Below are 24805 nucleotides of genomic sequence, written 5' to 3' on the forward strand. Positions count from 1 at the left end.
CGGCCATTGCCCCGCCGCGCGATGCGGATCAGCTGCCCGTGCTGATGGAGGAGTTGCCGTCCTTGCCGAGCAACATGGCAGCCGGCTCCTCGTAGCTGATCTGCACGCAGCGACCGGACAGGAAATGGAAGGTGGTGACCGATGCCAGCGAGCACCGTCTTCCGGTCGGCAGATGCGCCACTCGGCGTCCCTCCATGGCGAGCCGCAGAATCCAGATCGGTGACTGATGGCTCACCATGATCGCCTGGCCACCGGGTCCTGCGGCCTGCGCGGCGTCGTGCAGGGCATCGACCATCCGGGTGGCGATATCGGTGTAGGGCTCTCCCCAGCTGGGCCTCAGGGGGTTGCGCAGCGCCAGCCAGTTGCGTGGCGCGAGCAGCGCCTGGTGGTACTTTCCGAAGCGCTGGCCAGCGAAGCTGCTGGCGGCTTCGAGAAGACGATCGTCGACAACGACCTCCACCCCGGAATGGCCGCTGGCGATCGGCTGCATGGTCTGGCGGGCACGCAGCAGCGGGCTCACCCGCAGGTGAGTGATCGGCATCTGCTCGAAATGGCGGGCGAGCAGCGTGGCCATCGCCATGCCGTTGCGCGACAGGTGGTAGCCGGGGAGCCGCTCGTAGAGCACCCCCTCGGGATTGTGCACCTCCCCGTGTCGCACGACGTGCACAAGTGTCCGTTCGATCGCCACCTCGTGTCCTCTCCTCGGGGCCTGCCGGCTCCAGTTCAGTGTGAGGCCCGGCGACGACGCTTCGCCGAGGGCCTGGTGACGGTCTGGCCTGCTGCCGCCAGCGCGTCGCGGCGCCGGCGCGCCATCTCCGCCAGCGCGTCGGCAAGCTCGATCTGGCCGGGCCGGGGGGCCATGGCGTCGACTCTCAGCCCGTGCTCCTCGCAGGCCTCGACGGTTGCCGGGCCGATGGCGACCACCAGCGTCTGGGCGTGCGGCTTGCCCGCGATGCCCACAAGATTGCGCACCGTGGTGGAGGACGTGAACGCCACCGCGTCGAAGCGCCCGCTCTTGATGGCCTCGCGGGTCTCCAACGGCGGGGGGGCAGCCCGGACCGTCCGGTAGGCAGTCACATCGTCGACTTCCCAGCCCAATTCTGTCAGGCCGACTGCGAGCGGCTCGGTGGCGATATCGGCCCGGGGAACGAACACCTTGTTGATCGGATCGAGCACCTCGTCATAGGCCGGGAACTCGCCGGCGAGCCCGGCGACCGTCTGTACTGTGCTGGGACTGAGATCGGGCGCAATGCCCCAGGTATGCAGCGCGGACGCGGTGTCAGCCCCCACCGTGGCGATGCGCAGTCCCGAAAGCGCCCGGGAGTCGAGCCCGTATTCCTCGAGTTTCCCGAAGACGGCCCGGACAGCATGCGCGCTGGTGAACACGACCCACTCGTAGCGTCCGTCGACCATGCCCCTGACTGCCTTGTCGAGCTGCTGGGGGTTGCGCGGCGGCTCCACCGAGATGGTGGCCACCTCCTCGCTGACCGCCCCGTGCAGACGCAGGCGTTCGACGAGCCGACGGCAGTCGGCTCCGGTGCGGGGAACGAGCACCCGCCAGCCGAACAACGGCTTGCTCTCGTACCAGTCCAGTGCCTCGTCGCGCTCGGCGGCCGGACCGAGCACAAGGAAGATCGGCTCGTCGTCCACCGCCTGCTCGCGAGCCACCTTCTCGACCTTCCCGAGCGTCGCGAGCACCGAATGCTGGCGCGGTGTCGCCGCCCCGGTCGTCACCAGGACGGGCTCGTCCTTGGCCCGGCCCGCCTGCACCGCACCGGCCACCACGCCGGGTAGCTGGGAGGGCCCGCAGCTCAGTGTGACGCTGCCCTGGGCAGGCAGGTCGACCATATGGGCGTCGTCGGGTACGGCGACCAGCTGCACAGCATGGCCCGGGAAGCTCACACCGGCCAGGGTTGGCGTCGCCGTGAGCATGGGCACGCCCGGCACGATGTCGATGGGGCAGCCTGCCCGCGCGCAGGCCTGTGCTTCGCCGGCGATGCCCGCCTCGATGAGCGGATCGCCAGCGACCAGACGCGCGACGCTTCGCCCTTCGGAGGCGCTCTTCACCTCGAAATCGACGACATCGGGCAGCTCGGCCAGGAAATGCGTGTCCTCACGGGTCGGCAGTTCTACACCGGCATCATCGAGCACTGCACGCAAGGGCTTGGTGGTGATGAGCAGATCGGCCTCGCGAAGCGCTCGGGCACCGGCAAGGGTGAGGAAATCCGCCGAGTTGGGGTCGACTCCGATGAACGCGATTCTCCCGCCGGTGGTCGCAGTGACCGCCCCGCTGAATTCCTCGGTCTCGCTGATCGTCTCGTCATTCAGCTGGCTCATTGAGCGCTTTGCCTCCCAGAGTGTTCGCTGGCCAGATGCGCACTCGGCCCTTGCCGAGCAGACCACTGGCAGGTGTCACTGCGCGGCCATCGGCCTGTTCCTCGCGGGATCTGCGATTACTTTCCGGCGCGACGGCGCTGAATGCGCGTCTTCTTGAGGAGCTTGCGATGCTTCTTCTTCGCCATCCTCTTGCGACGCTTCTTGATGACCGAACCCACAGTTGACCTTTCGTGCCTCCGGAGCGGATCGGGCTGCCGCACAGTCAGTGCCGCACGGCACTGCCCGCAACAACCCCGCCCCGACTTGCTCAATGGATGGAATGCTGCCCGGCCCGGTCGCGCTGCGCGCCGGGCGGGCCGGCTCATCACGCGTCCTGACAACTGGGTGAACGGAAGGAGTCTACCCTGTGTGCGCGGCGGCGCGAAAACTCACGGCTGCGCGCCTGGCGCTCGCCTCACCGGGAGCCAGCGTCCGCGGCGGCCTGGGCACCCAGCTCCGCGCTGCGGCGGGCACATGCCGCAACGGCGTCCTGGATGGCGCAGCGCAGCCCGCGATCGTCGAGTGCGCGCAATGCCGCAGCAGTGGTGCCGCCCGGCGAGGTGACCGCTTCGCGGAGCAGGGTGGGGTGGGTTCCCGTCTCGTCGAGCAGCCGCGCGGAGCCGAGGAGGGTCTGAACGGCCAGCTCGGTGGCGAGCGGTCGCGCCAGGCCCTGGGTGACGCCGGCTTCCACCAGCGCCTCGACGAAGTAGAAGACATAGGCCGGCCCCGAGCCCGAGATGGCGGCCAGGGCATCCTGCTGGGATTCGGGTATCACCACGGCCTTGCCCACTGCCGACATCACGGCGATGGCGGCAGCCACATCCGCGTCGCTGGCCGAGCTCCCGCCCGAGACTCCCGAGATGGCGGCGCCCACGCTGGCGGGGGTGTTCGGCATCACCCTGATCACCGCAGTGCCCTGCGGCAACCGCGATTCGAGCAGGGCGCAGCTGAGCCCGGCGCACAGGCTCACGACGATGGTCCCCTCCCCCACGGCAGGCTCGATCTCATCGCACACCGCCAGCGCCTGTGCCGGCTTGACGCCCAGTACGACGACATCGGCCCACTGGGCAGCGGAGGGATTGTCGTCGAATGCCAGCACCTTGAGTTCCCGGGAGAGCTTCTCACGGGTGGCGGCGCCATGGCTCGTCACGCCGATGGTGCGCGGATCCCGGCCGGCCGCAACCAGACCGCGGGCGATGGTCCCACCCATCGTTCCGGCGCCGAGGAAGGCAAGGTGCTGGCCTGCTGGCCGCTCATCGGTGGGTTCGGGGAGCCGTTCGCCGGCGGCCACGTCAGGCCCCCGCCACGAGTTCGGCGACCTGGATGGCATTGAGCGCCGCCCCCTTGCGGAGATTGTCGCTGCTGATGAACATGACGAGCCCACGCCCGGCGGGAGCGGACTGGTCGATCCTGATGCGGCCCACCAGGCTGGGATCGATGCCAGCCGCGTCGCGGGGGGTCGGCACGGATTCCAGCCGCACGCCCGGCGCGTCGGCCAGCAGCTCGGTGGCTTTCTCGACGCTCACCTGCCGGGCGAACTCCGCATGCACCGACAATCCATGCCCGGTGAAGGTGGGCACCCGCACACAGGTGCCGGCCACCAGCAAATCGGGGATGTGCAAGATCTTGCGCGACTCGTTGCGCAGCTTCTGCTCCTCGTCGGTCTCCAGCGATCCGTCATCGACGGCATTGCCCGCCCACGGAATGGCATTGAAGGCGATGGGCTTGAGATAGGGTGCCGGATCGCTCGGATAGGCGATGGCGTCACCGTGGAAGGTCAGCTCGTGGATATCGCCGCGGCAGGCCTGCCGCGACTGCTCCTCCAGGGCCCTGACGCCCGCCAGGCCCGATCCGGAGGTGGCCTGGTAGGTGGACACCACCAGACGCGTCAGCCCGAAGGCCTCGTGGAGCGGCTTGAGTACCGGCATCGCAGCCATCGTCGTGCAGTTCGGGTTGGCGATGATGCCCAGCGGCGGGTTCCTGGCATCCTCGGGGTTCACCTCGCTGACCACGAGCGGGACCTGAGGGTCCATGCGCCAGCACGACGAGTTGTCCACAACCACGGCGCCGGCAGCAGCCACCTTGGGGGCGTACTCGCGCGAGGCCTGCTTGCCGGCGGAGAAGACGGCGAGATCCAAGCCCGAGAAATCGGCGGTGGCCATGTCCTCGACCGTGATCTGCGTGCCCTTCCACCCGAGCGTGCGCCCGGCACTGCGCGACGACGCGAAGTAGCGGATCTGCTCGACGGGAAAGTTCCGCTCGTCGAGCAGCGTGCGCATCACGCCACCAACCTGCCCAGTCGCTCCAAAGACACCAACATGCATGGTCACAGCCTATCTGTGCGGCCGGGGGCCGGGCATGTGCGCACCATGGGGCACCAGGGCCTGCCCGGCCCCGCACCCCGGATCGTTCACAGGCCCGGCAGATGGCTCTTCAGCAGGGCGTAGCCGACGAAACTGAACACATCGAGCAGGGTGTGCGCGACGACGAGCGGCCACAGCCTCCGGGTGCGCTGCCAGTACCAGCCGAAGGCCAGCCCCATGACGACATTGCCGAGAAAACCGCCGAATCCCTGGTAGAGGTGATAGCTGCCGCGGATCAGTGCGCTCACCACTGATGCCGCTCGCGGATCCCAGCCACACTGTCGCCAGCGCGTGAGCAGATAGCCGATCATGACGACCTCTTCGAGCAGGCCGTTCGCGAAGGCGGCCAGCACGTACAGCGGCACCGTCCACCAGTGCGCGCTGAGATTGGCCGGGGCGACGGTGGTGTTGATGCCCAGGGACCGCGAGGCAAAGTACAGGCCCAGCCCGGGAATGCCGATGGCGGCGGTGATCGCCAGACCCATGAGGCCATCGCGGCCGAGCCGATGTGCGTCCAAGCCGATGGCCCGCCACGGTGGGCGTCCCGGTGGCCGGACGTTCATCAGCAGGTACAGCGCCAGGGGCACCGGAGCGGCGAGGAATAGGTAGTCGGTGAGCTTGTACGCCAGATCCAGCCAGGGACGCTCGGGTGTGACCGAGTTGTTCATGGTGGTGACCTGCTGGTTCAGCGGGGGCCCGGCCGTCAGCTTGTCCAGCAGGGAGAGCACCGAGTAGACCGCCGACTGGCCGAGGCAGATGGCCAGCAGGGCGACCGTCTCCAGCCCCAGGTGCGAGCGCCCGGTGGCCGGCCGGGCGCCGTGCGGAACCGCCAGCGGTGCGAGATGCTCGCTCATCAGTGCCGGCTGACCAGGCTGCGGGCATACAGCGCTGCACTGTCGGGACGCTGCAGCACCCGACGCAGGAAGTAGTCGTACCAGTTGGGCCCGAAGGGCAGTTGGGTACGCATCGTGCACCCGATGTCGGCGAGGCGCCGCTGTTCCAGCGGCCGCACGCCGAGCAGCATCTGGAATTCGCACTCACTGGGGCCCCGGTGGAAACGGCGGGCCAGGTCGAGGCTGATCTCCACCAGGCGCGGATCGTGGCTGGCCACCACCGGGCGGGCCCCAGAATCCATCAGCACCCGTAGGCAGCGCACGAAGGAGAGGTCGATGTCGTGGCGCCTCGAGAAAGCCGGCTCGTCGCTGGTGCGCCAGCCCCCCTTGCTCAGCCGTATCCGCAGCCCCTCGCCCGCCAGCGCCCGGCAGTCCGCCTCGGTTCGGCGCAACATGGCCAGCAGTTCCACGCCGACGCCCGGATGGTCCATGCGCAGTTCGCGGACGATGTCGAGGGTCCGCTCGACGCCCGCCTCGGGTGGCGTGTCGACTGTCACCGTGGCGCCGCTGTTGCCCGCGAGCCGGCAGATGGCGCGCAGCCGGTCCATCGCTCCGGCCGGGCGCGGACCCGGCCCCGACAGGCCCAGGGCGTCGAGCTTCACAGTGAGATCGGAGCCCTCTGCCAGCCCGTGCTTTTCGAGGGCGCCCAGCACATCGACGCAGATCTGTGCACTGGCGGCGGCCTCCTGCGGTGTCGCGGCCGGCGCACGGAGCGGATCGATGCTCACCACCAGCCCCTTGCGGTGACGTTCGGCCACCACGAGAAGCAGTTCGTCGAGACTCTCGCCGGCAACATAGCGATGGAACAGCTCCCGCCCGGCGGGCGAGCGTGTGACGAATCGCTGGGCGCGCTCGCTGCGGGCCAGGTCGATCACCCGGTCAGACACTGGTCCGGGTCTCCGGCTGTGCGCGCGCCAGGTGCTCGCGCGTCTGGGCGAGCACCTGGGTGAGGCTCGCGAGCCGCTCGTCGTGGTTCTCGGCGCGCCGGGTGTTCACCTCCAGCACGATATGACCCTGGTATTCGCTGCGGGCAAGGTACTCGACCAGCCCCCAGGCGTCCTGCTCACCCTCGCCGGGCATCAGGTGCTCGTCCAGCGGTGAGCCGCTGCCGTCGGTGAGGTGGACGTGGCGAAGCCGGGGCCCCCACGTGCGCGCCATGTCCAGCGCCTGGCGCTTCGAGGTGGCAGCGTGGGACAGGTCGAGGGTGAGGGCGTCGTAGTCGAGTTCGGTGGGATCCCAGCCGGGCAGATAGGCCTGGAAGTAGCGCCCGGGCGTGCGCCACGGATACATGTTCTCCACGGCCACCGTCACGCCGGTCTGTTCGGAGATCTCGCGGACTCCCTCGACGAACTCGGCCGCGTAGGCGCGCTGCCATCGCAGCGGCGGGTGCAGGACGACCACATCGGCACCCAGATCGATCGCCGCAGCGCATGAGTGGCGCACCTTGTCCCATGGGCCAGGGCCCCAGACATTCTGGGTGAGCAGCAGGCAGGGCGCATGGATGGCCACCACCGGCATCGTGTACTGCGTGGACAAGCGTGCCAGATAGGGCACGTCGGCGCTCGCGGCGTCGATGCCGACCATCACCTCCACGCCGTCGTAGCCGGCCTCCGCGGCGATCGCGAAACACTCCGCGGTGTGCTCCGGGTAGACGCTGGAGGTACTCAGGGCCACGTCCGGACGCGAAATGTGCGCGGAACCGAGCTGGGGTTTGCTGACCACCCCTCAACCGTAATCGACCCGCCAAGGTGGCGCCCAATTCGTGGCCCCAGCTGCCCTGTCAAGCCCTTGAGGCACCCCATTTCGCGAATCGGAATGGGGATTGAGACAATGACGGCATGCATGTCGACCATCTCACGTTCGCCGCTGGACCCGAAGGCCTCGCCTCCACAGTCAGCCGACTAGGTCGACTCCTCGGTGAGGATTTCAAGGACGGCGGCTTCCACCCCCGTTTCGGCACCCGGAACAACATCCTGCCGCTGACCCAGGGCCGCTACATCGAGGTCGCCGAAGTGCTCGACCACCCGGTGGCCGAGAAGGCCGTCTACGGACAGGCCGTGCGGGCCCGCTCCGAGGTGGGCGGGGGATGGCTCGGCTGGGTGATCTCGGTGGACGATCTGAGCCCGATCGAACACCGGCTGGAGCGCGAGGCAGTCATCGGTTCTCGCCACTTCCCCGACGGGCGACTGCTGGAATGGCGGCAGGTCGGCGTCAAGGGGCTCATGACCGATCCGCAGTTGCCCTATTTCGTCACCTGGAACAGCCCGGCAGATGTGCTTCCCTCGGCACTGCCCGGCGACATCTCGCTGACTGCCCTTGAGATCGCGGGCTCGCGCCAGCGCGTCGAAGAGTGGATCGGCCACCAGCTGCCGGATGTCTTCGACGGTGTCACGATCGATTTCACCTCACCGAACGGCCACCCAGGCATCAACGCCGCCATCTTCGCGACGCCCGAAAGAGGGCTCGTCCGCATCTGAGCCAGGCTGGCGTCGCCACCGGTTCCTGTCAGCGCCCGCCGATAGCGTGGTGCCATGGCCAGGAAGCAGCAGGACGACTACCAGTGCACCGAGTGCGGTGCCACGAGCACCCGCTGGGTGGGTCGCTGCCCGCAGTGCCAGACCTGGGGCAGCGTCGTGGAACGCAGCGGCCCACCATCCCGGGTGGCGGTCGACATTGCTGCCCCCCACAGTGCTGCCCTGCCCATTGGCGAGGTGTCCACCCAGGCGGCGGATCGCACGCTGACCGGCATGGAAGAGCTCGACCGGGTGCTTGGCGGCGGATTGGTGCCCGGTGCCGTCGTGCTGCTGGCAGGCGAGCCCGGAGTGGGGAAGTCCACGCTGCTGCTGGAGGTGGCTGCCCGATGGGCGCGCGGCGGGCGCCGCACGCTGTACATCACCGGCGAGGAGTCCGCGTCACAGGTGCGCCTTCGAGCGACGCGCACCAATGCGCTCGCCGACAGTCTCTACTTGGCCGCCGAGAACGACCTGGGCACGATCCTGGGACACATTGAGCAGGTGCGCCCCAGTCTCATGGTGCTCGACTCGGTCCAGACGGTGGGTGCGGCGCAGACCGAGGGCATCATCGGTGGCACCACGCAGATTCGTGAGGTGACCACCGCCCTGGTGCGGACCGCCAAGCAGCGTGACATGGCAGTGGTGATCGTCGGCCACGTCACGAAGGACGGCGGGATAGCCGGACCGCGCACCCTCGAGCATCTCGTCGATGTCGTGCTGGCATTCGAGGGCGACCGGCACTCCGGTTTCCGCATGGTCCGGGCCACCAAGAACCGTTTCGGGCCAGCCGATGAGGTGGGTTGCTTCGAGATGGCCGAGGCCGGCATCGTCGAAGTGCCCGATCCCTCGGGGCTGTTCATCACCCGATATGAGGAGCCGCTGCCAGGCACCTGTGTCACCGTGACGATGGAGGGCCGCCGCCCCCTGCTGTCCGAGATCCAGGCTCTCGTGGCTCCGGTACCGAACGAGACACCCGCCCGGAGGGTGACCAATGGGATCGACTTCTCCCGTGTGGCAATGGTGCTCGCTGTACTGCAGCGCAAGGCCCATCTGCCGCTGAGCAGGAACGACGTCTACGTGAGTACGGTGGGCGGGGCGCGGATAACCGACCCGAGCGCGGATCTCGCGGTGGCTCTTGCGGTGGCCTCGGCCGCAGTCGAGCGCAACTTCCCCCGGCGGGTGCTCGCGATGGGCGAGGTGGGCCTGGCCGGCGATCTTCGCCGGGTGCCCGGGTTGGAGCGCCGGGTCGCCGAAGCCGACCGGCTCGGTTTCGAGCTGGCGCTCGTGCCAGCGAACAGCCGCGACCGCACTGCGTCACGGCCGAAACTGCGCAATCTCGAAGTGGTCGAGGTGTCCAGCGTCGCCCAGGCCCTGGGGGTGCTCGACCTGCGGCGTGCCGAACGGGGGCAGGCCCAGACAGCGGGGATGAGGGCGGTCCAGGTGTGAGGGCTTGCGCCCCACGGTCCAGGTGTGAGGGCTTGCGCCCCACGGTCCAGGTGTGAGGGCTTGCGCCCCACGGTCCAGGTGTGAGGGCTTGCGCCCCACGGTGTACGCGCTCCTGGTGAGCATGTTCTCTGCGAGGATCGTGCTCGCCTTCGCTGGCACGGATCTGCCTGCCTCGCACAGTTTTCCTGGGCGAGATGTGCCTGGGCGAACCAGCCCCGGCGGCAGACGACGCCAGCCGATCCCTCTCGCGGCTGCGCCGGTCTCACCATGGCCTCGCAGGGTGACCGACAGTGCGTCAGAAGGCCCAACCACCAGCCTCCTTCAGGCGCTCGACACTACACTCACCGCGTGTCCCAGACCTTCGAGATGCGCCGCGCGGCGGTGGTCGCGGCAGTGAACCAGTGGTATGCCGCCTCTGCTCGCCCACTGCCCTGGCGTGAGCCAGGCACCACCGCCTGGGGCATCGTGGTGAGCGAGTTCATGGCCCAGCAGACGCCGGTGGCCCGGGTGATAGAGCCCTGGCGCGCATGGATGCACCGCTGGCCCACCCCTGCCGCACTGGCCGCCAGCGCTCCCGCTGAGGCCGTGCTCGCCTGGGGACGCCTGGGCTACCCGCGCCGGGCACTGCGCCTGCACGCCACGGCAGTCGTCATCGTCGAGCAGCACGGCGGCCGGGTACCCCGCACGCTGCCCGAACTACGGGCGCTGCCGGGGGTCGGCGAATACACCGCGGCCGCTGTCGCCAGCTTCGCGTTCGGCGCACGCGCCGTCGTGCTCGACACCAATGTCCGTCGCGTGCTCGCCCGCATCGATGCCGGCCAGCAGTTCCCAGCCAACTCCACCACAGCCGCGGAGCGGGCCATGGCGGATCGATGGCTGCCCGCCGACCCCGCTGCGGCATCGCGCTGGGCGGCCGCGTCGATGGAGCTGGGTGCCCTGGTGTGTACCGCCGCGGCGCCGCGCTGCGGCATCTGCCCGGCCGCGCAGCACTGTGCCTGGCTGCGGGCCGGACGTCCCGCCCACGACGGCCCGGCGAGGCGCGCACAGAGATACTCCGGCACCGACCGGCAGGCGCGCGGGCGCCTGCTCGAGGCGCTGCGCACTGCTCCCGGGGGCGTGCAGATCGGCCTGCTGCTGGCACAGTGGCCAGCCGACCCCGACCAGGCCCACCGTGCTCTGGACGGTCTCCTCGCAGACGGGCTGGCGCACCGCAGTGGGGAAGTCGTCACGCTGTGAGCCCTGCCCCGGCCTATACTGGCCGGCACACGCGGGAGCTCACAACGGTGGGCTGAGAGGACGCATCGGGCGTCGACCGCAGAACCTGCCCGGGTAATGCCGGCGAAGGGAGCTTGCTTCATGTCGCACGTCCACGCCACGCCCGTGAGCCATCTCACGGATCCCGGCTCCCATGGCGCCGGTCCCGAGATCGATCTCGATGCCGCTCTCAGCGAGCTGCGGGCAGCCAGCCCGCTGGTCCAGTGCCTGACCAATATCGTTGCTGCCAACTTCACCGCCAACGTCCTGCTCAGCGCCGGCGCGATCCCGGCCATGGTGGACAACTCCCGCGAGGCGCGGCTGTTCGCCGGAGCAGCCAATGTTGTCCTTGTCAACACCGGAACCCCCTACCCGGACACTGCCCAGGCCATGACCGAGGCCGCCAGCGGCGCCTCGTCGGCCGGCCACCCCTGGGTGCTCGACCCAGTGGCCGCAAGCCTGCCCTGGCGCGGACAGATCGCCCTCGACACGCTCCGGGCCGCCAATCCCACCATCATCCGCGGCAATGCCTCGGAAATCCTCGCCCTGGCCGGTGAGGCCTCGGGCGGACGCGGCCCCGACAGCACCGACGAGGCTCACGCCGCACTCGCCTCGGCCCAGCAGCTCGCCGCAGAGCACCACTGTGTCGTTGCGGTGAGCGGACCGATCGACCTCATCACCGACGGCAAGCGCGTCGTCTCCGCCGCCAACGGCCACCCCTGGATGACCAAGGTGACTGCCGTCGGCTGTGCGCTGGGCGCGCTCATGGCAGCCTTCGCGGCAGTCTGCGAGCCCCTCGACGCCGCCGTCGCTGCGACATCCCTGCTGTGTGTGGCCGCCGAGCGGGCCGCTGCCGAGAGCCGGGCCCCCGGGTCCTTCGCCGTGGCGCTGCTCGACCAGCTCAGCCTGGTCTCCCCCGCCGAACTCGCGGCCGCGGCGAAGGTCCACGATGTCGAGGCCTGAGTTCGACCTGTCGGTCTATCTGGTCACCGACACCGCGCAGTGCGGAGGAGTGGACGCGGTGATCCGCACGGTGCGCGAGGCTGCACGCACTGGGGTCACTCTCGTCCAGCTGCGCGACCACGAGCTGTCCGACGACGACTTCGTGACCCTCGGCCGCCGTCTGGTCGAGGTGCTTCGCGAGAGCGGGATCCCGCTGCTGGTGGACGATCGGGTGGAGCTCGTGGACGCGATCGGCGCGCAGGGCGCCCACGTTGGCCAGGGCGATCTCGCGGTGGGGCAGGCCCGGCGCATCCTCGGTCCCGACGCCCTCCTGGGGCTGTCCGCCCAGAGCCCCGAGCACGTCGCCGTGGCGCAGATCCTGGGCGACGATGTTGTCGACTACCTGGGAGTCGGGGCACTCCACGCCACCGCCACCAAGCCGGAGGCCGGCAACCTCGGCCTCGACCGCATTGCACGTGTCGTGGACGTGAGCCCCTGGCCGGTCTGCGCCATCGGCGGGGTCAAGGCGAGCGATGCCGCGGACCTGGCTGCGGTGGGTTGTTCCGGGATGAGCGTAGTGAGCGCCATCTGCGGCCAGCCCGATGTCGGCGCCGCGACCCGCCAGCTGCGCGAGGCCTGGGCCGCCGCGACATCTGGCACCCAGCTGATCGCGAGCAGCTCATGAGCGTGCCGGTGGCGCTGACGATCGCCGGCAGTGATCCCTCGGGCGGCGCCGGGATCCAGGCCGATCTCAAGAGCTTCTCCGCGCTTGGCGCGTACGGGATGAGCGTCATCGTGGCGCTCACCGCCCAGAACACCACCGGAGTGGCCGCAGTGATGCAGGTACCGGCGGATTTCGTGCGCCTCCAGCTCGACACGGTGCGTTCCGATGTGCGCATCGACACCGTCAAGGTCGGCATGCTGGCCTCAGCTGAACTCGTCTCGGTTATCGCCGATGGCCTCGACGCCTTGTCTGTGCAGCATCCCGGACTGCCGATCGTCGTAGACCCGGTCATGGTCGCCACATCTGGCGCCCGCCTGCTCGACGAAGACGCCGTGGACGCGATCCGCAGACTGCTGCCCCGAGCCGGCCTCATCACGCCGAACCTCCCCGAAGCGGCGGTATTGCTCGACGAGCCCCAGGCCACGGATCTGGCGTCGATGATCGACCAGGCCAGCCGGCTCCTGGAGATGGGCGCCGCGCGCGTCTTGCTCAAGGGTGGTCACGGTTCGGGGCCGGAATCGAGCGATGTCCTGGCCCAGGCGGGTCGCGCACCGGAGGTGCTCACCGCGCCACGCATCGAGACGACCAACACCCACGGCACCGGCTGCTCGCTCAGCTCCGCGATCGCAGCCCTGCGCCCTGGGCACGAGGACTGGTCGAGCACGGTGCGCGAGGCCAAGGACTGGCTCACCGGGGCCCTTCGCCGCGCCGACGAACTGGAGATCGGCGCAGGCAGTGGCCCGGTCCATCACTTCTACCGGTGGTGGTGAGCCGTGTCCGGCGCTCCCGTGCTCCCCGATGCGTCCCGCGCGGCGCCGGCCATCTCTGCCCGCGCCGAGGCGCCGCTGACGCTCACCCGCCATCCGGCACGCGTTCTCGGCTTCTGGCCACAGTGTGCCATGTGGGGATCCTTCGGGGTCACCCTGTTCGGCCCGCTCACCGGGGCACTCGTCACGGAGTCGGTCGGCAGCCTCCCCGGTGGCCTGCTCGCCTGCGCGATAGGGACCCTCATCGCGGCCCTCCTGCTGGGTGGCGCCGCGGCAATCGGTGCCCGGCTGGGGACGCCGTCGATGGTGGGACTGCGGGGCATGCTCGGGCACCGCGCCTCGATCGTGCCGACCGTCCTCAACATCGCCCAGAACATCGGCTGGGCGACGATGGAGATCGTCGTCATCTCCAGCGCCGCCGCCGCCATCGCGGGCCCGGCCTGGCGATGGCCCTTCGTCGTGGCGGCCGGAGCGGCGGCCACCGTGATGTCGGTGCGCCCGCTGGGCACCGTGACATTCCTGCGCACGGTGATGCTGTGGCTGGTGATCGCCGGTTCGGTCTACCTGTTCGTCATGGTGCTGCGCCAGCCGGCCCACCCGATCGCCCAGGACGAGGTGGCCGGGTTGTGGCCCGGCGTCGACCTGGCGGCCGCACAGGTCGTCTCATTCGCTCCCCTGGCCGCCGACTACTCGCGGCACTCGACATCGGGGCGGGCCGCCTTCGGCTCGGCATCCCTGGGCTACGGGCTGGCGATCTTCGGCTACTACTGCCTCGGCGTTGTGGCTGTCGGACACCTCGGCGGGGATGTGGGCGGGACGCACCTGCTGGGCGCGCTCATGGCCCTGCCGGCGGGTGCGATCGCAGTGGCCCTGCTGCTCACCGATGAGGTGGACGATGCCTTTGCCGACATCTACTCCGCGGCCGTCTCGGTGCACAACATCGCGCCAGGAATCGATCGCCGTACCACGGCCATCATCATGGGCGTGGTATCCACGGCGCTTGCCGGAGTGCTCGACTTCGACCAGTACGAGAGTTTCCTGTATCTCATCGGCTCGGCCTTCGTCCCCCTGTTCGCGGTGGCGGTGGTGGACTTCTTCTGGGTCAGCGGGGGACGCTGGGACACCTCCTCGGCAGCCACCTTCCGCTGGCCCCCGGCGCTCGCCTGGCTCCTCGGCTTCGTTGCCTACCAACTGATCCAGCCGGGCTCGGTGCCCGGCTGGTCGGCGCTGTGGGCCGCGATCCGTCGCGCTGCGGGAGTGCACACACCCGGCTGGGTCGGCTCCACGCTGGGTTCGATGGTCGTCGCCGGCGCGTCCGCGTGGTTGCTCGGCCAGCTCGCCAATCGCCTCACACATCCCGGGCACCGGCTGGGGGCGAGCGCACGCGCGCATCGCGACTAGAATGCGCGAGGTAGCACACGGGAGTCCGGTACACCGGGCTGAGAGGAGAGCAGGAGCTCTCGACCGTCGAACCTGATCCGGATCATGCCGGCGCAGGGAGGCCTCTTGCGGGAAATCCCGCACCGTGCCCAGAAACGAAGGAATGGGGCACACATGTCATCAAAGACACCATCTGCAATCGACGAGACGCGCCCGGTACAGCTCGGCGCCCATCACTGGCGGGTCGTCGACATCGTCGTCGGGGCGGTGCTCGCGGTCGCCGTCGGGCTCATCTTCTGGGCCTGGAACACCATCGGCAGCGCCTGGTACTCCGCCATGGCCGCGCTAACTCCGGGACTGGGCGGAATCGCGTCCGGCATCTGGTTTCTGGGCGGGCCGCTGGGGGCACTGGTGATCCGCAAGCCGGGCGCCGCGGTGTTCGTCGAAACGCTTGCCGCGGTCGTCTCCATGGTGATCGGCAACCAGTGGGGTATCACCACCGTCACCTCGGGTTTCTTCCAGGGCCTCGGTGCCGAGATCGTCTTCCTCATCGTGCGCTACCGGATGTGGACGGTGCCGGTGGCCATCGTCGCCGGAGCCGCTGCCGGATTCGGGGCGTGGGCCAACGAGTTGTTCATCGGCCAGACCCCCAACATCACCATGGGTCTTGCCTTCAACGTGATCTACCTGGTCTCGAACCTCGTCTCCGGGGCTGTCCTCGCCGGTCTGCTCGGCTGGATCGTCACGAAGGCCCTGGCGAAAACCGGTGCGCTGAACCGCTTCGCATCGGGCCGGCAGGCCTGAACCTTGACTGAGGCAGCTGCCGTACTGGCCCAGGACTGGGGCTGGCGCTATGCCGGCCGCACGCGCTGGGCCACCCGACGGATCAGCTTCTCGATCGGGACCGGTGAGCGCGTCCTGCTGCTCGGCGGATCCGGGGCCGGCAAGTCCACGCTGTTGTCTGCGGTGAACGGCATCCTCGGCGGGGCCGACGAGGGCGAGGAGGAAGGCCAGCTGCTCGTCGACGGCCGGCACCCGAGCCGGCTGCACGGCCGGGTGGGACTGGTCATGCAGGACCCGAGTTCCCAGGTGATCCTCGAGCGGATCGGCGACGACGTGGCCTTCGGCTGCGAGAACCTCGGCGTGCCGCGCGAGCAGATCTGGCCGCGCGTGCGTGCCGCGCTCGACGCGGTACGCCTCGACCTCCCGCTCGACCACCCGACGAGTGCGCTGTCGGGTGGTCAGCAACAGCGGCTCGCCATCGCCGGGGCTCTTGCCATGCAGGACGGCGAGGACCGCGCCCCGGGGGTGCTTTGTCTCGACGAGCCGACCGCGAATCTCGATCCGACCGGGGTGCGCGAGGTGCGCGAGGTGATCTCCTCGGTGGTCGCCGACCGGCGCACCACGCTCATCGTTGTCGAACACCGGGTGAGGATCTGGGCCGAGCTGGTGGACCGGGTCATCGTGCTGGCATCTGGCGGGGGGCTACTGGCCGACGGCACGCCATCCGAGGTCTTCGCTGCTCATCACGACGAATTGGTGAGGGCCGGGGCCTGGGTTCCGGGGGCACACTCCGATCTGCGCCGGCGCCGGGTGCCCAGCACCCCGCCGCCGGCGATCCTGTCCGCCCGCGACCTCGCGATCGGCCGCGAGCCCGCTCATCTGGTCACATCCGGTGTGCGCACGCAGATCCCCGAGGGCCTGTCCACCGCCATCACCGGCCCCAACGGGGTGGGCAAGACGACCCTCGCGCTGACACTGGCAGGGCTGCTGGAGCCACTGGCAGGTCAGGTGGAGGCCGCAGCGTCGCTTCGCCCGGCGCGCCCCGCGCGGCTGGCCAGAAACCTCCGGCGCCGATTCGACCCGGCGCGCCCGAACACCTGGCCCAGCCGCGAGCTGCTCACCCGGATCGGCTCGGTCTTCCAGAATCCCGAGCACCAGTTCGTCGAGGCTCGAGTACGCGATGAGCTGGCAGTGGGCCTTCGGGCGCTGGGCCGCAGCCATGACGAGTGCGCCCGCCGAGTCGACGAGCTGCTCGCCCAGCTTCACCTGGAACAGGTGGCCGACGCCAATCCCTTCACGCTGTCCGGCGGCGAGAAGCGCAGGCTCTCCGTGGGGACCGTGCTGGCGACCGGTCCGGCTGTCATCTTCCTCGACGAGCCGACCTTCGGGCAGGACCACAACACCTGGACCGACTTGGTGTCGCTCATCACGAGGATCCTCGAGCAGGGGTGCACCATCGTCTCCGTCACCCACGATGAGGCCTATCTGCGCCTGCTCGGCGAGAACATCGTCGCCATGGAGCCCGCCGCATGACGACGCTCGACATCTCGGACCGGACGGCGCTGGCCGGGCAGCACAGCGCGACACGCGCCACTCGCCTCGACCGGCTCAACCCCGTCACCCGCTTCCTTCTGCTGGTGCTGGCAGCCCTTCCGGTGATCATCTCGCTCGACTGGCTGAGCGCAGCGGTGATGTTCGTCGGTACGGTGCTCATACTCCGTGCCTGCGGGGTGCCGGTCCGCCGGCTCGCACGCCGCCTGCGTCCGGTCCTGCTCGTCGCGCCGCTCGCAGCGGTGAGCATGGCGCTCTACGGCAAGCCAGGCGGCGAGGTCTACTGGCACTGGGGCCTCATCTGGGTCACGCAGCGTTCCGTGACGATGGCGATCGCCGTCGTGGTACGCATCCTGGCGCTGGGCGTGGCCGCAGTCGAGCTGCTCGGCGGCCTCGATCTCACGGCGACTGCCGACGGACTGGCCCAGATCTGCCGGCTGCCCGCCCGCTTCGTGCTCGGCGCGCTCGCCGGGCTTCGGCTCGCCGGGCTGTTCGTGGACGACTGGCGCACCCTGGCCCAGGCGCGGCGCGCCCGGGGACTGGGCGACAGCGGGCGGCTACGGCGGTTCGCCACCATGGCATTCGCGCTGCTGGTCTTCGCGATTCGACGCGGCACCAAGCTCGCCACTGCCATGGAGGCCCGTGGGTTCTCCTCCCAGACCGCAGGGCGGCGCACCTGGGCGCGGGTCTCACGGCTGGGCCTGCCCGACGCAATCGGCTGGGTGATCACGGCAGCACTGGCTGCGCTGGCGATCGGCTCCTCGCTGTACTTCGGCACATTCAGCCTGGTGACCCGGTGAACCAGCCGCGCCTGCGGCTGCCGAGCGGGATGGCCAAGCTCGTCGACCGGCTGCTTGGCGACGCTCGCGGGCGGCGCCCAGTGATGATCCTGGACGGCGGATCCGGGGCAGGCAAGACGAGCTTGGCCGACGATCTGGTCGCATGCCTCGGCAGGGCTGCCATGGCAAACGTGCAGCTGGTGAGCCTCGACGACGTCTACCAGGGCTGGGACAGCCTGGCACAGACAAGCGAGACCCTGCCTGCCCTGCTCACCGGCTCCGATCCCGGATACTGGGGCTGGGACTGGCAGCTCGATCGGCGCACCGACTGGCATCCGATCGATCCCAGGGCGCCGCTCCTCGTGGAAGGCTGTGGGGCACTGACACCGGCCACGGCGCAGTGCGCGTCCACCACCATGTGGCTGGCGATGGCGCCGGCGCGACGCAGGCAGCGTGCGCTGGCGCGCGACGGGGAGAATTACACGCCCCACTGGCAGCGCTGGGCCGCTCAGGAGCGTCAGCACTGGCGCCGCGATCGGCCCCGCGAGCTCGCGGACGTGGTGCTGCATTGGATGGGCGGTGTCCCCGGGCACTAGCGTGGACGCCATGGCGAGATGCGAGCGCGACGAGCTGATCCTGGGCCAGGAGGGACAGTCCCCGGCAGTGATCGTCCCCCTGATCGGCGCAGGCGCCGAGGAGCTGGGCGCCCAGGCGCTGGCGGCCGGTCGCTTCGGAGACCTGGTGGAATGGCGGGTCGATGCATTCGGGGAACCGTTCGATTCCCAGCACCTGGCGCACACCGCAGCCATGCTGCGCGAAGCCTCCCGACGACCGCTCATCGCAACCGTGCGCACGGTGCACGAGGGTGGCGGCTTCGAGGGTGACGACGAGGACTATCTGCGCCTGGTGGAGACCCTGGCCGATTCTCCTGCAGTGAACCTGGTCGATGTGGAGGCTGCTCGGAGCACAGCCCGGCGCTGCATCGTGCGCGCGGGTGAACAGGGCACGGCCGTCATCGCCTCCCACCACGATGTCACCGGTACTCCCGAGGTCGGACGGATGGTCGATGAGCTGGCCCAATTGGAGTCCACTGGCGCGCAGTTCGTCAAACTGGCGGTCATGGCCCACTCCGCCGCCGATACCGCCCGCCTCCTGCTGGCGAGCGCCCAGCACCACGAGGTGGCCGGCGTGCCGTTCCTCACCATGGCGATGGGCCCCGCCGGGCTGGCGAGCAGGGTGGTGGGCCATCTGTTCGGTTCGTGTGCCACCTTCGCCTCGCTGGGGGATCTGTCATCGGCCCCCGGCCAGCCCTCGGTCGAGGGACTGCGGGCGGTGCTCGCGGAGTTCGCCCGACTCGGTGACAACACCCTGCCCTCGAGGGAGCTGTCGTGACGCTGGAAGGCCGCCCCAGCTCCGCCTGGTGGTCGCAGGCCCGCCTGCTGCCCATGCTCCTGTGGGCGACGGCCGGGGTCTGCGCGATCGCGGGCCTCATGAGTCTGTGGCTGGCCTCCCGGGTACCGTCCACCATTTCCGGCGAGGAACTGACCTCGCGCATGGACAACTCGTGGACCTTGCTGGCCACCGCCACCGGCCTGCTGCTGATCATCACAGGCGTGGTCTGGCTCGCCTGGCAACGCGGTCTCGCCCGGCTCCTGCTGGCCGAAGGTGACATGCGCCGCAGCCCGCAGATGCAGATGGTGGCCTGGGTGATCCCGGTAGTGGCATGGTGGTGGCCGCTGCGAGACATCCGCGAGCTGCACGGCTTTTTCGACGCCGACGAGGTGGAGTTCACCGATCTGACCCGCCGCTGGTGGATCTGCTGGCTCGCCTTCGGCGCCCTCCAGCTCGTCGCGGCCTGGATCGAGGGCTCGGTGCATACGGCCCCAGGCGTCCGGGTCACCTTCGTCGTGACCGGGCTTGCCGGGCTTGCCGCCCTGCCAGCTGCGCACTTCGCCACCATGATGGTCCGGCAGCTGACCGGGCATGTGGTGACGGCTTTGGGCCACTAGCTGCCCCCGGCAGTCGGCGAACCCCCAGCAGCATCATCGTCCGGACATGGCAGAGGGGCCGCACCTGCCTCGATGCGGCCCCTCCTGACAGCGGCACTTACGCGTCCATGTGACAAGCGGCGCCTATGCCCCGGTCCGACCGGTCACTCCCCGCTGGGCTCCGTGCTCTCCGAACCGCCGCTGGCCAGTCCGGCCAGATCGGGCTCTGCCACCGTGTCCTTGGGGGTACCGGTGAACGTGAAGGGTTCAGTACTCTTCTCATCGGCCCCTGTGGCACTGTCCACCACCACGATGGACCCGGGCTTGAGTTCGCCGTAGAGGATTTCCTCGCTGATCGGGTCTTCGATGTCGCGCTGGATGGCTCGGCGCAGCGGCCGGGCACCGAGCACCGGGTCGAAGCCACGCTTTGCCACCAGCTGCTTGGCCGCCGGGGTGAGCTCGATACCCATGTCCCGATCGGCAAGCCGGCTCTCGATTCGACCGACCATGAGATCCACGATCCGCAGGATGTCCTCCTGGCTGAGCTGGTGGAAGACCACCACCTCGTCGACGCGGTTGAGGAACTCGGGGCGGAAGTGCTGCTTCAACTCATCGCTCACCTTGGACTTCATCGACTCGTAGCTCGACGCGGAGTCACCGGCCTTGCTGAAGCCGAGGTTGACCGTGCGGCTGATGTCGCGAGAACCGAGGTTCGTGGTCATCACGATCACGGTGTTCTTGAAGTCGACGACCCGGCCCTGCGCGTCGGTGAGGCGACCCTCGTCGAGGATCTGCAACAGCGAGTTGAAGATGTCGGGGTGCGCCTTCTCGATCTCGTCGAACAGGATGACGCTGAACGGCTTGCGGCGCACCTTCTCGGTGAGCTGGCCGCCCTCCTCGTAGCCGACATATCCGGGCGGGGAGCCGAACATCCGGCTGGCCGTGTGCTTCTCCGAGTACTCGGACATGTCCAGCGTGATGAGCGCGTCCTCGTCGCCGAACAGGAACTCTGCGAGGGCCTTGGTGAGCTCTGTCTTGCCGACTCCGGAAGGACCGGCGAAGATGAACGAGCCCGAGGGACGGTTCGGATCCTTCAGTCCGGCGCGGGTGCGCCGGATCGAGCGCGAAATCGCCTTGACCGCCTCATCCTGACCGATGTACCGCTTGTGCAGCTCCTCCTCCATGTGGAGCAGCCGCTGGGACTCCTCCTCGGTGAGCCGGGCCACCGGCACGCCCGTCGTGCTGGACAGCACCTGGGCGATCTCCTCCTCACCGACCACCGCCGGCGTATCGGACTCGCCATCGCGCCAGGAGGTCTCGCGCTCCTGGCGTCCCGCGATGAGCTTGCGCTCGTCGTCGCGCAACCGGGCGGCAGCCTCGAAGTCCTGGTGATCGATCGCTGCCTCCTTCTTGGCCCTCGTCGCGGCGAGCTTCTCGTCGAACTCCCGCAGGTCCGGCGGCGCGGTCATCCGGGCGATGCGCATCCTCGCCCCGGCCTCGTCGATCAGGTCGATGGCCTTGTCGGGCAGGAAGCGATCCTGGACATAGCGGTCCGCCAGGTTGGCGGCGCTCGACAGCGCCTCATCGGTGATAGCCACGCGATGGTGCGCCTCGTAGCGGTCGCGCAGGCCCTTGAGGATCTGGATCGTCAGCGCGATCGATGGCTCGTCCACCTGGATGGGCTGGAAGCGCCGCTCGAGCGCGGCGTCCTTCTCGATGTGCTTGCGATATTCCTCGAGGGTCGTGGCGCCGATGGTCTGCAGCTCACCGCGGGCCAGCATCGGCTTGAGGATGCTCGCCGCATCGATGGCACCCTCGGCTGCGCCCGCACCGACCAGGGTGTGCAACTCGTCGATGAACAGCATGACATCGCCGCGGTTCTTGATCTCTTTGAGCACCTTCTTGAGGCGCTCCTCGAAATCGCCGCGATATCGTGAGCCCGCAACCAGCGCACCGAGATCGAGCGTGTAGATCTGCTTGTCACGCAGGGTCTCCGGAACGTCGCCGCGCACGATCGCCTGAGCCAGGCCCTCGACGACGGCTGTCTTGCCCACGCCGGGTTCGCCGATCAGTACCGGGTTGTTCTTCGTGCGGCGGCTGAGCACCGTCATGACCCGCTCGATTTCCTTCTCGCGGCCGATGACCGGATCGAGCTTGTTCTCGCGGGCCGCCTGGGTGAGATTGCGCCCAAACTGGTCCAGCGCCCCATTGCTCGTGCCCGAGGACGGGCTGTTCTCAGGGGCACCAGCCGTCGCGGGCTGCGCCCCGCCCTCGTCCTGGTATCCCGAGACGAGCGCCAGCACCGTGGTGCGCACCCGGTTGAGATCGGCGCCCAGCTTGATGAGAACCTGGGCCGCGACGCCCTCACCCTCGCGAATCAGCCCCAGCAGGATGTGCTCGGTGCCGATATAGGAGTGGTTCATCTGCAGCGCCTCGCGCAGCGAGAGCTCCAGCACCTTCTTCGCGCGCGGGGTGAAGGGGATGTGGCCGGTGGGCGGCGTCTGGCCGTGGCCGATGATCTCCTCGACCTGTTCGCGCACCGCCTCCAGCGAGATACCCATCTGCTCCAAGGCCTTGGCGGCGACCCCTTCACCTTCGTGAATGAGACCCAACAGGATGTGCTCGGTGCCGATGTAGTTGTGATTCAGCATCTTCGCTTCATCCTGGGCCAGCACGATGACCCGGCGCGCACGGTCGGTAAAACGCTCAAACATGAGGTCTCCTAACAGCAGGCCTGGTGGCCTCTCCAGAGCGAGGACTCGCCGGCCCGGTCGGGCCGTGTCTGCCCTCGCTCGTGATCAAGTCTATAAACCGCTCCATACCGGGCCTTTGTTCGGTCGTTCGCCGCAAGCTCAAGCTCTCCCGGGGCCGCCCCCGGCCAGCGGGGACGTCCGTGACCCCCGGCCCCACCCAAGGGATGCCTGAGAACAGCGCAAAGGCCCCGCATGGCGGGGAGACCCTGGTCGCCCGGCGCAGGCCGGATGACCGCCAAGGGGGCGCCGGTGTCCCGGCGCCCCCCGACACGCTACTTGTGCGCGTCCTCGTAGGCCTTGCGAATGTCCTTGGGAATACGACCGCGAAGGGGAACCTCGTAGCCATTCTGGTGCGCCCATTCGCGGATCCGGCTGGCGTCGCTCGGCGCGCCTGCGGCGCGGTGGCCGGAGCTCTTGCGTCCGCTCACCCGCCGAGCATGCCCCACCCACTCGGCCAATGCATCGCGCAGCTTCGATGCATTCTCATCGGAGAGATCGATTTCGTATGTGACGCCGTCGAGTGCGAAGCCCACTGTTTGGGTAGCGTCGCTGCCGTCGACATCGTCGGTCAGTACGACCTTGACGTTCCGTGCCATGTCATTCCTTTCCAGCTGGGCGAGAAGTCCAATTCCGACGCCCTTGAGAAGTTTCGTGTCGGTTACTCGTCAATGGTAGTCAAGATTCCACCACGAGCAAACAAATGGAGACTATATCACTCACCCGCAGTGCCCGATTCACAGCCTTCTCAGGTTCTTCGGGCGTGTCCCCCAACATTGCCCAACGGAGTCGGGTATCCCGGGAATCATTGACCCGTGGTCCCGTCATTGCCGTCATCGACAGGATCCTCGGGTCCACCGTCGTGACCTTTGCAGGCGTTTTCCAGCAGCTTGCCCGAGTACCCAAAAGCGGCGGCCATGAGAGTCGTGACCGATGCCCAAATCACCCTTTCTCGGGGCAGTGGAATATCCAGGTGCCGAACGAACGCGAGAGCGTAGACGATGTGGAAGCCGCCCAGCGCTGCGCCGGCAATCATCGCCGTCTGGGCGCAGGCCACGGCGGCCACCGCGGTGCCCGGATCGTTTCCGTGATGACTGCTCGGGGCCGCCCGCTTCATGGCTCGCGCCCACATTGTCAGGACTACAATACACATCCCCACGAGCACCACGAGCCCGACTGGGGTCACGGGCGCCGCAACCCCCAAGTCGGCCACGATCGCCAGCAGGACTCCCGCCGCCAGGGCGCCGCACAGGCCGGCAACACCGACAGTTCGCACCCCGACGGGCTGCAGCCGAGGCCGGCGACCAGACCTGAACACCTGGCGCGGCCTCGCTCAGAGGGCGTTGCCGGGCTTGACGATGGTGGTGTCCAGCCGCCGCACGCCCCCCACATCCAAGCCCTTGACGAGATCTGCGACGCGGCCTTGCGGCAACTGCGCATTGGGCTCGACATCGAGCCACGGAACGAGCACGAACGCCCGTTCGTGAGCACGCGGGTGCGGCAGGACCAAGGCCTCGGTATCGCAGCTTCGAGAGCCCACCGCGACGATATCGATGTCGAGAGTGCGCGGGCCCTTGGGCCTGGCCGGATCACGACGACGATCGAAGGCCTGCTCGATTGCCTGGCAGCGCTGCAGCAGGACGAATGGCTCCAACGTCGAGTCAGCCAGCACGACTAGATTGTAGAAATCCGGCTGGTCCGGGTCACCGATCGGTGCGGTGAGGTAGATCGGCGAGACGTCCACCACGATGAAGTTGGGCGTCTCCGCCAGCAGATCGACTGCACCCTGCAATATCTCGACGCGTTCGCCCATATTGGAACCGAGCCCGAGCACCACCTGGTTGAGTGGCAACAGGTCGCCCAGCGTGTCCGAATCGATGGAAAATGCTGTCATGAGGCCCTCCTGTGGACAGTTGCCGAGACGTCATCGAAGCGGAACTCGATGGGGGCGTGCGGCTTGTGAACGGTCACCTCGACTTCACGCACCCGCGAAAGCCCCAGGCAGGCCTCGGCGATTCGGCCAGCGAGAGTCTCGATGAGATTGACCGGTGCCGACTCGATGATACCGGCGGCCACCCGGGCGGCCTTTGAATAGTCAACCGTTTGCGACAGTTCGTCGCTCACCGGCTCGGCGACGAGCATGCTGATATCGACAACGAATGGTTGCCCGTTCGTCTTCTCGTGCGCCAGCACGCCGTGGTGTCCGATTGCGGAAATTCCACTGAGCCGAACCACCACGAAACCGGATTCGGGCGCAACAGCCATACCAGCTCCTCACACCAGCAATGTGCCCCAC

General features: G+C 68.7%; 26 protein-coding genes and 1 riboswitch. Of the genes, 13 read left to right on the forward strand and 13 right to left on the reverse strand.

Translation table 11 applies throughout. From position 1 onward, the window contains the following. Window positions 1–28: 28 nt before the first annotated feature. The 8 genes from BMX93_RS05760 to BMX93_RS05795 all read right to left on the reverse strand — a co-directional run bounded on the left by BMX93_RS05760 (window position 29) and on the right by BMX93_RS05795 (window position 7354). The gene (locus tag BMX93_RS05760) at window positions 29–688 is read right to left on the reverse strand and encodes a histidine phosphatase family protein (protein WP_091968945.1); all 660 of its coding nucleotides are present in this window, start codon (window positions 686–688) and stop codon (window positions 29–31) included. A 35-nt stretch (window positions 689–723) separates the two neighbouring features. Beyond that, window positions 724–2337, reverse strand: coding sequence for a uroporphyrinogen-III synthase (locus tag BMX93_RS05765; RefSeq protein ID WP_091968947.1), 1614 nt, complete (start codon window positions 2335–2337; stop codon window positions 724–726). Between the two features lie 116 nt (window positions 2338–2453). Next, window positions 2454–2555 (reverse strand): 30S ribosomal protein bS22, encoded by a 102-nt coding sequence (locus BMX93_RS05770; protein WP_002550589.1) that lies wholly within the window; start codon window positions 2553–2555, stop codon window positions 2454–2456. Window positions 2556–2791: 236 nt separating this feature from the next. Beyond that, entirely contained in the window at window positions 2792–3667 is an 876-nt protein-coding gene (gene proC, locus BMX93_RS05775; protein WP_245725751.1) for a pyrroline-5-carboxylate reductase, read from the reverse strand. 1 nt (window position 3668) lies between these two features. After that, window positions 3669–4700: an aspartate-semialdehyde dehydrogenase gene (locus BMX93_RS05780; RefSeq protein WP_091969033.1), complete on the reverse strand. Its 1032-nt coding sequence runs from the start codon at window positions 4698–4700 to the stop codon at window positions 3669–3671. Between the two features lie 86 nt (window positions 4701–4786). Continuing rightward, window positions 4787–5593 carry a CPBP family intramembrane glutamic endopeptidase gene (locus tag BMX93_RS05785; protein ID WP_091968952.1) on the reverse strand — a complete coding sequence of 269 codons (807 nt, stop codon included), beginning with the start codon at window positions 5591–5593 and terminating at the stop codon, window positions 4787–4789. After that, the gene (locus BMX93_RS05790; RefSeq protein ID WP_091968954.1) at window positions 5593–6519 is read right to left on the reverse strand and encodes a proline dehydrogenase family protein; all 927 of its coding nucleotides are present in this window, start codon (window positions 6517–6519) and stop codon (window positions 5593–5595) included. Before BMX93_RS05790 ends, BMX93_RS05785 begins: the two co-directional genes overlap by 1 nt. After that, the gene (locus BMX93_RS05795; protein ID WP_091968956.1) at window positions 6512–7354 is read right to left on the reverse strand and encodes a sugar phosphate isomerase/epimerase family protein; all 843 of its coding nucleotides are present in this window, start codon (window positions 7352–7354) and stop codon (window positions 6512–6514) included. The genes BMX93_RS05790 and BMX93_RS05795 overlap by 8 nt, the downstream gene beginning before the upstream one ends. 116 nt (window positions 7355–7470) lie before the next feature. Between BMX93_RS05795 and BMX93_RS05800 the strand changes: the two genes are divergently transcribed. From BMX93_RS05800 to BMX93_RS05860, 13 genes are all read left to right on the forward strand, one after another. Next, window positions 7471–8109, forward strand: coding sequence for a VOC family protein (locus BMX93_RS05800; RefSeq protein WP_091968958.1), 639 nt, complete (start codon window positions 7471–7473; stop codon window positions 8107–8109). Between the two features lie 54 nt (window positions 8110–8163). Continuing rightward, complete coding sequence (gene radA / locus BMX93_RS05805; protein WP_091968960.1) at window positions 8164–9591, forward strand: DNA repair protein RadA; 1428 nt, start codon at window positions 8164–8166, stop codon at window positions 9589–9591. Between the two features lie 366 nt (window positions 9592–9957). Next, window positions 9958–10827 carry an HhH-GPD family protein gene (locus tag BMX93_RS05810; RefSeq protein WP_091969034.1) on the forward strand — a complete coding sequence of 290 codons (870 nt, stop codon included), beginning with the start codon at window positions 9958–9960 and terminating at the stop codon, window positions 10825–10827. Between the two features lie 96 nt (window positions 10828–10923). After that, a complete protein-coding gene (gene thiM, locus BMX93_RS05815) occupies window positions 10924–11808 on the forward strand; it encodes a hydroxyethylthiazole kinase (protein ID WP_425438762.1) in 885 nt (294 codons plus the stop codon). After that, on the forward strand, window positions 11795–12472 hold the full coding sequence (gene thiE, locus BMX93_RS05820) for a thiamine phosphate synthase (RefSeq protein ID WP_091968964.1): 678 nt from the start codon (window positions 11795–11797) through the stop codon (window positions 12470–12472). The genes thiM and thiE overlap by 14 nt, the downstream gene beginning before the upstream one ends. Then, window positions 12469–13281 (forward strand): bifunctional hydroxymethylpyrimidine kinase/phosphomethylpyrimidine kinase, encoded by an 813-nt coding sequence (thiD, locus tag BMX93_RS05825; protein WP_091968966.1) that lies wholly within the window; start codon window positions 12469–12471, stop codon window positions 13279–13281. Before thiE ends, thiD begins: the two co-directional genes overlap by 4 nt. Before the next feature lie 3 nt (window positions 13282–13284). After that, on the forward strand, window positions 13285–14679 hold the full coding sequence (locus tag BMX93_RS05830) for a purine-cytosine permease family protein (protein WP_245725752.1): 1395 nt from the start codon (window positions 13285–13287) through the stop codon (window positions 14677–14679). A 7-nt stretch (window positions 14680–14686) separates the two neighbouring features. After that, window positions 14687–14795, forward strand: a riboswitch (TPP riboswitch). A gap of 37 nt (window positions 14796–14832) precedes the next feature. After that, window positions 14833–15462: an ECF transporter S component gene (locus BMX93_RS05835; protein WP_091968968.1), complete on the forward strand. Its 630-nt coding sequence runs from the start codon at window positions 14833–14835 to the stop codon at window positions 15460–15462. Between the two features lie 3 nt (window positions 15463–15465). Further along, window positions 15466–16974 (forward strand): ABC transporter ATP-binding protein, encoded by a 1509-nt coding sequence (locus BMX93_RS05840; protein ID WP_091968969.1) that lies wholly within the window; start codon window positions 15466–15468, stop codon window positions 16972–16974. Continuing rightward, the gene (locus BMX93_RS05845; protein ID WP_091968971.1) at window positions 16971–17792 is read left to right on the forward strand and encodes an energy-coupling factor transporter transmembrane component T family protein; all 822 of its coding nucleotides are present in this window, start codon (window positions 16971–16973) and stop codon (window positions 17790–17792) included. Before BMX93_RS05840 ends, BMX93_RS05845 begins: the two co-directional genes overlap by 4 nt. Beyond that, window positions 17789–18367: a nucleoside/nucleotide kinase family protein gene (locus BMX93_RS05850; protein WP_245725753.1), complete on the forward strand. Its 579-nt coding sequence runs from the start codon at window positions 17789–17791 to the stop codon at window positions 18365–18367. The genes BMX93_RS05845 and BMX93_RS05850 overlap by 4 nt, the downstream gene beginning before the upstream one ends. 10 nt (window positions 18368–18377) lie before the next feature. Then, window positions 18378–19163 (forward strand): type I 3-dehydroquinate dehydratase, encoded by a 786-nt coding sequence (gene aroD / locus BMX93_RS05855; protein WP_091968973.1) that lies wholly within the window; start codon window positions 18378–18380, stop codon window positions 19161–19163. Further along, window positions 19160–19780 (forward strand): DUF4328 domain-containing protein, encoded by a 621-nt coding sequence (locus BMX93_RS05860; protein ID WP_091968974.1) that lies wholly within the window; start codon window positions 19160–19162, stop codon window positions 19778–19780. Before aroD ends, BMX93_RS05860 begins: the two co-directional genes overlap by 4 nt. Before the next feature lie 143 nt (window positions 19781–19923). Here BMX93_RS05860 and BMX93_RS05865 read toward each other — a convergent pair whose 3' ends face one another. From BMX93_RS05865 to folB, 5 genes are all read right to left on the reverse strand, one after another. Next, on the reverse strand, window positions 19924–22473 hold the full coding sequence (locus tag BMX93_RS05865; protein WP_091968976.1) for an ATP-dependent Clp protease ATP-binding subunit: 2550 nt from the start codon (window positions 22471–22473) through the stop codon (window positions 19924–19926). Between the two features lie 311 nt (window positions 22474–22784). After that, window positions 22785–23108: a histone-like nucleoid-structuring protein Lsr2 gene (locus BMX93_RS05870; protein ID WP_091968977.1), complete on the reverse strand. Its 324-nt coding sequence runs from the start codon at window positions 23106–23108 to the stop codon at window positions 22785–22787. Window positions 23109–23314: 206 nt separating this feature from the next. Further along, a complete protein-coding gene (locus BMX93_RS05875; protein WP_177170090.1) occupies window positions 23315–23785 on the reverse strand; it encodes a DUF3180 family protein in 471 nt (156 codons plus the stop codon). 57 nt (window positions 23786–23842) lie between these two features. Then, window positions 23843–24403 carry a 2-amino-4-hydroxy-6-hydroxymethyldihydropteridine diphosphokinase gene (gene folK, locus BMX93_RS05880; RefSeq protein ID WP_091968980.1) on the reverse strand — a complete coding sequence of 187 codons (561 nt, stop codon included), beginning with the start codon at window positions 24401–24403 and terminating at the stop codon, window positions 23843–23845. Then, window positions 24400–24774: a dihydroneopterin aldolase gene (gene folB / locus BMX93_RS05885; RefSeq protein WP_091968982.1), complete on the reverse strand. Its 375-nt coding sequence runs from the start codon at window positions 24772–24774 to the stop codon at window positions 24400–24402. The genes folK and folB overlap by 4 nt, the downstream gene beginning before the upstream one ends. Window positions 24775–24805 lie beyond the last annotated feature (31 nt).

Source organism: Propionibacterium cyclohexanicum, from assembly GCF_900111365.1.
Lineage (GTDB): Bacteria > Actinomycetota > Actinomycetes > Propionibacteriales > Propionibacteriaceae > Propionibacterium > Propionibacterium cyclohexanicum.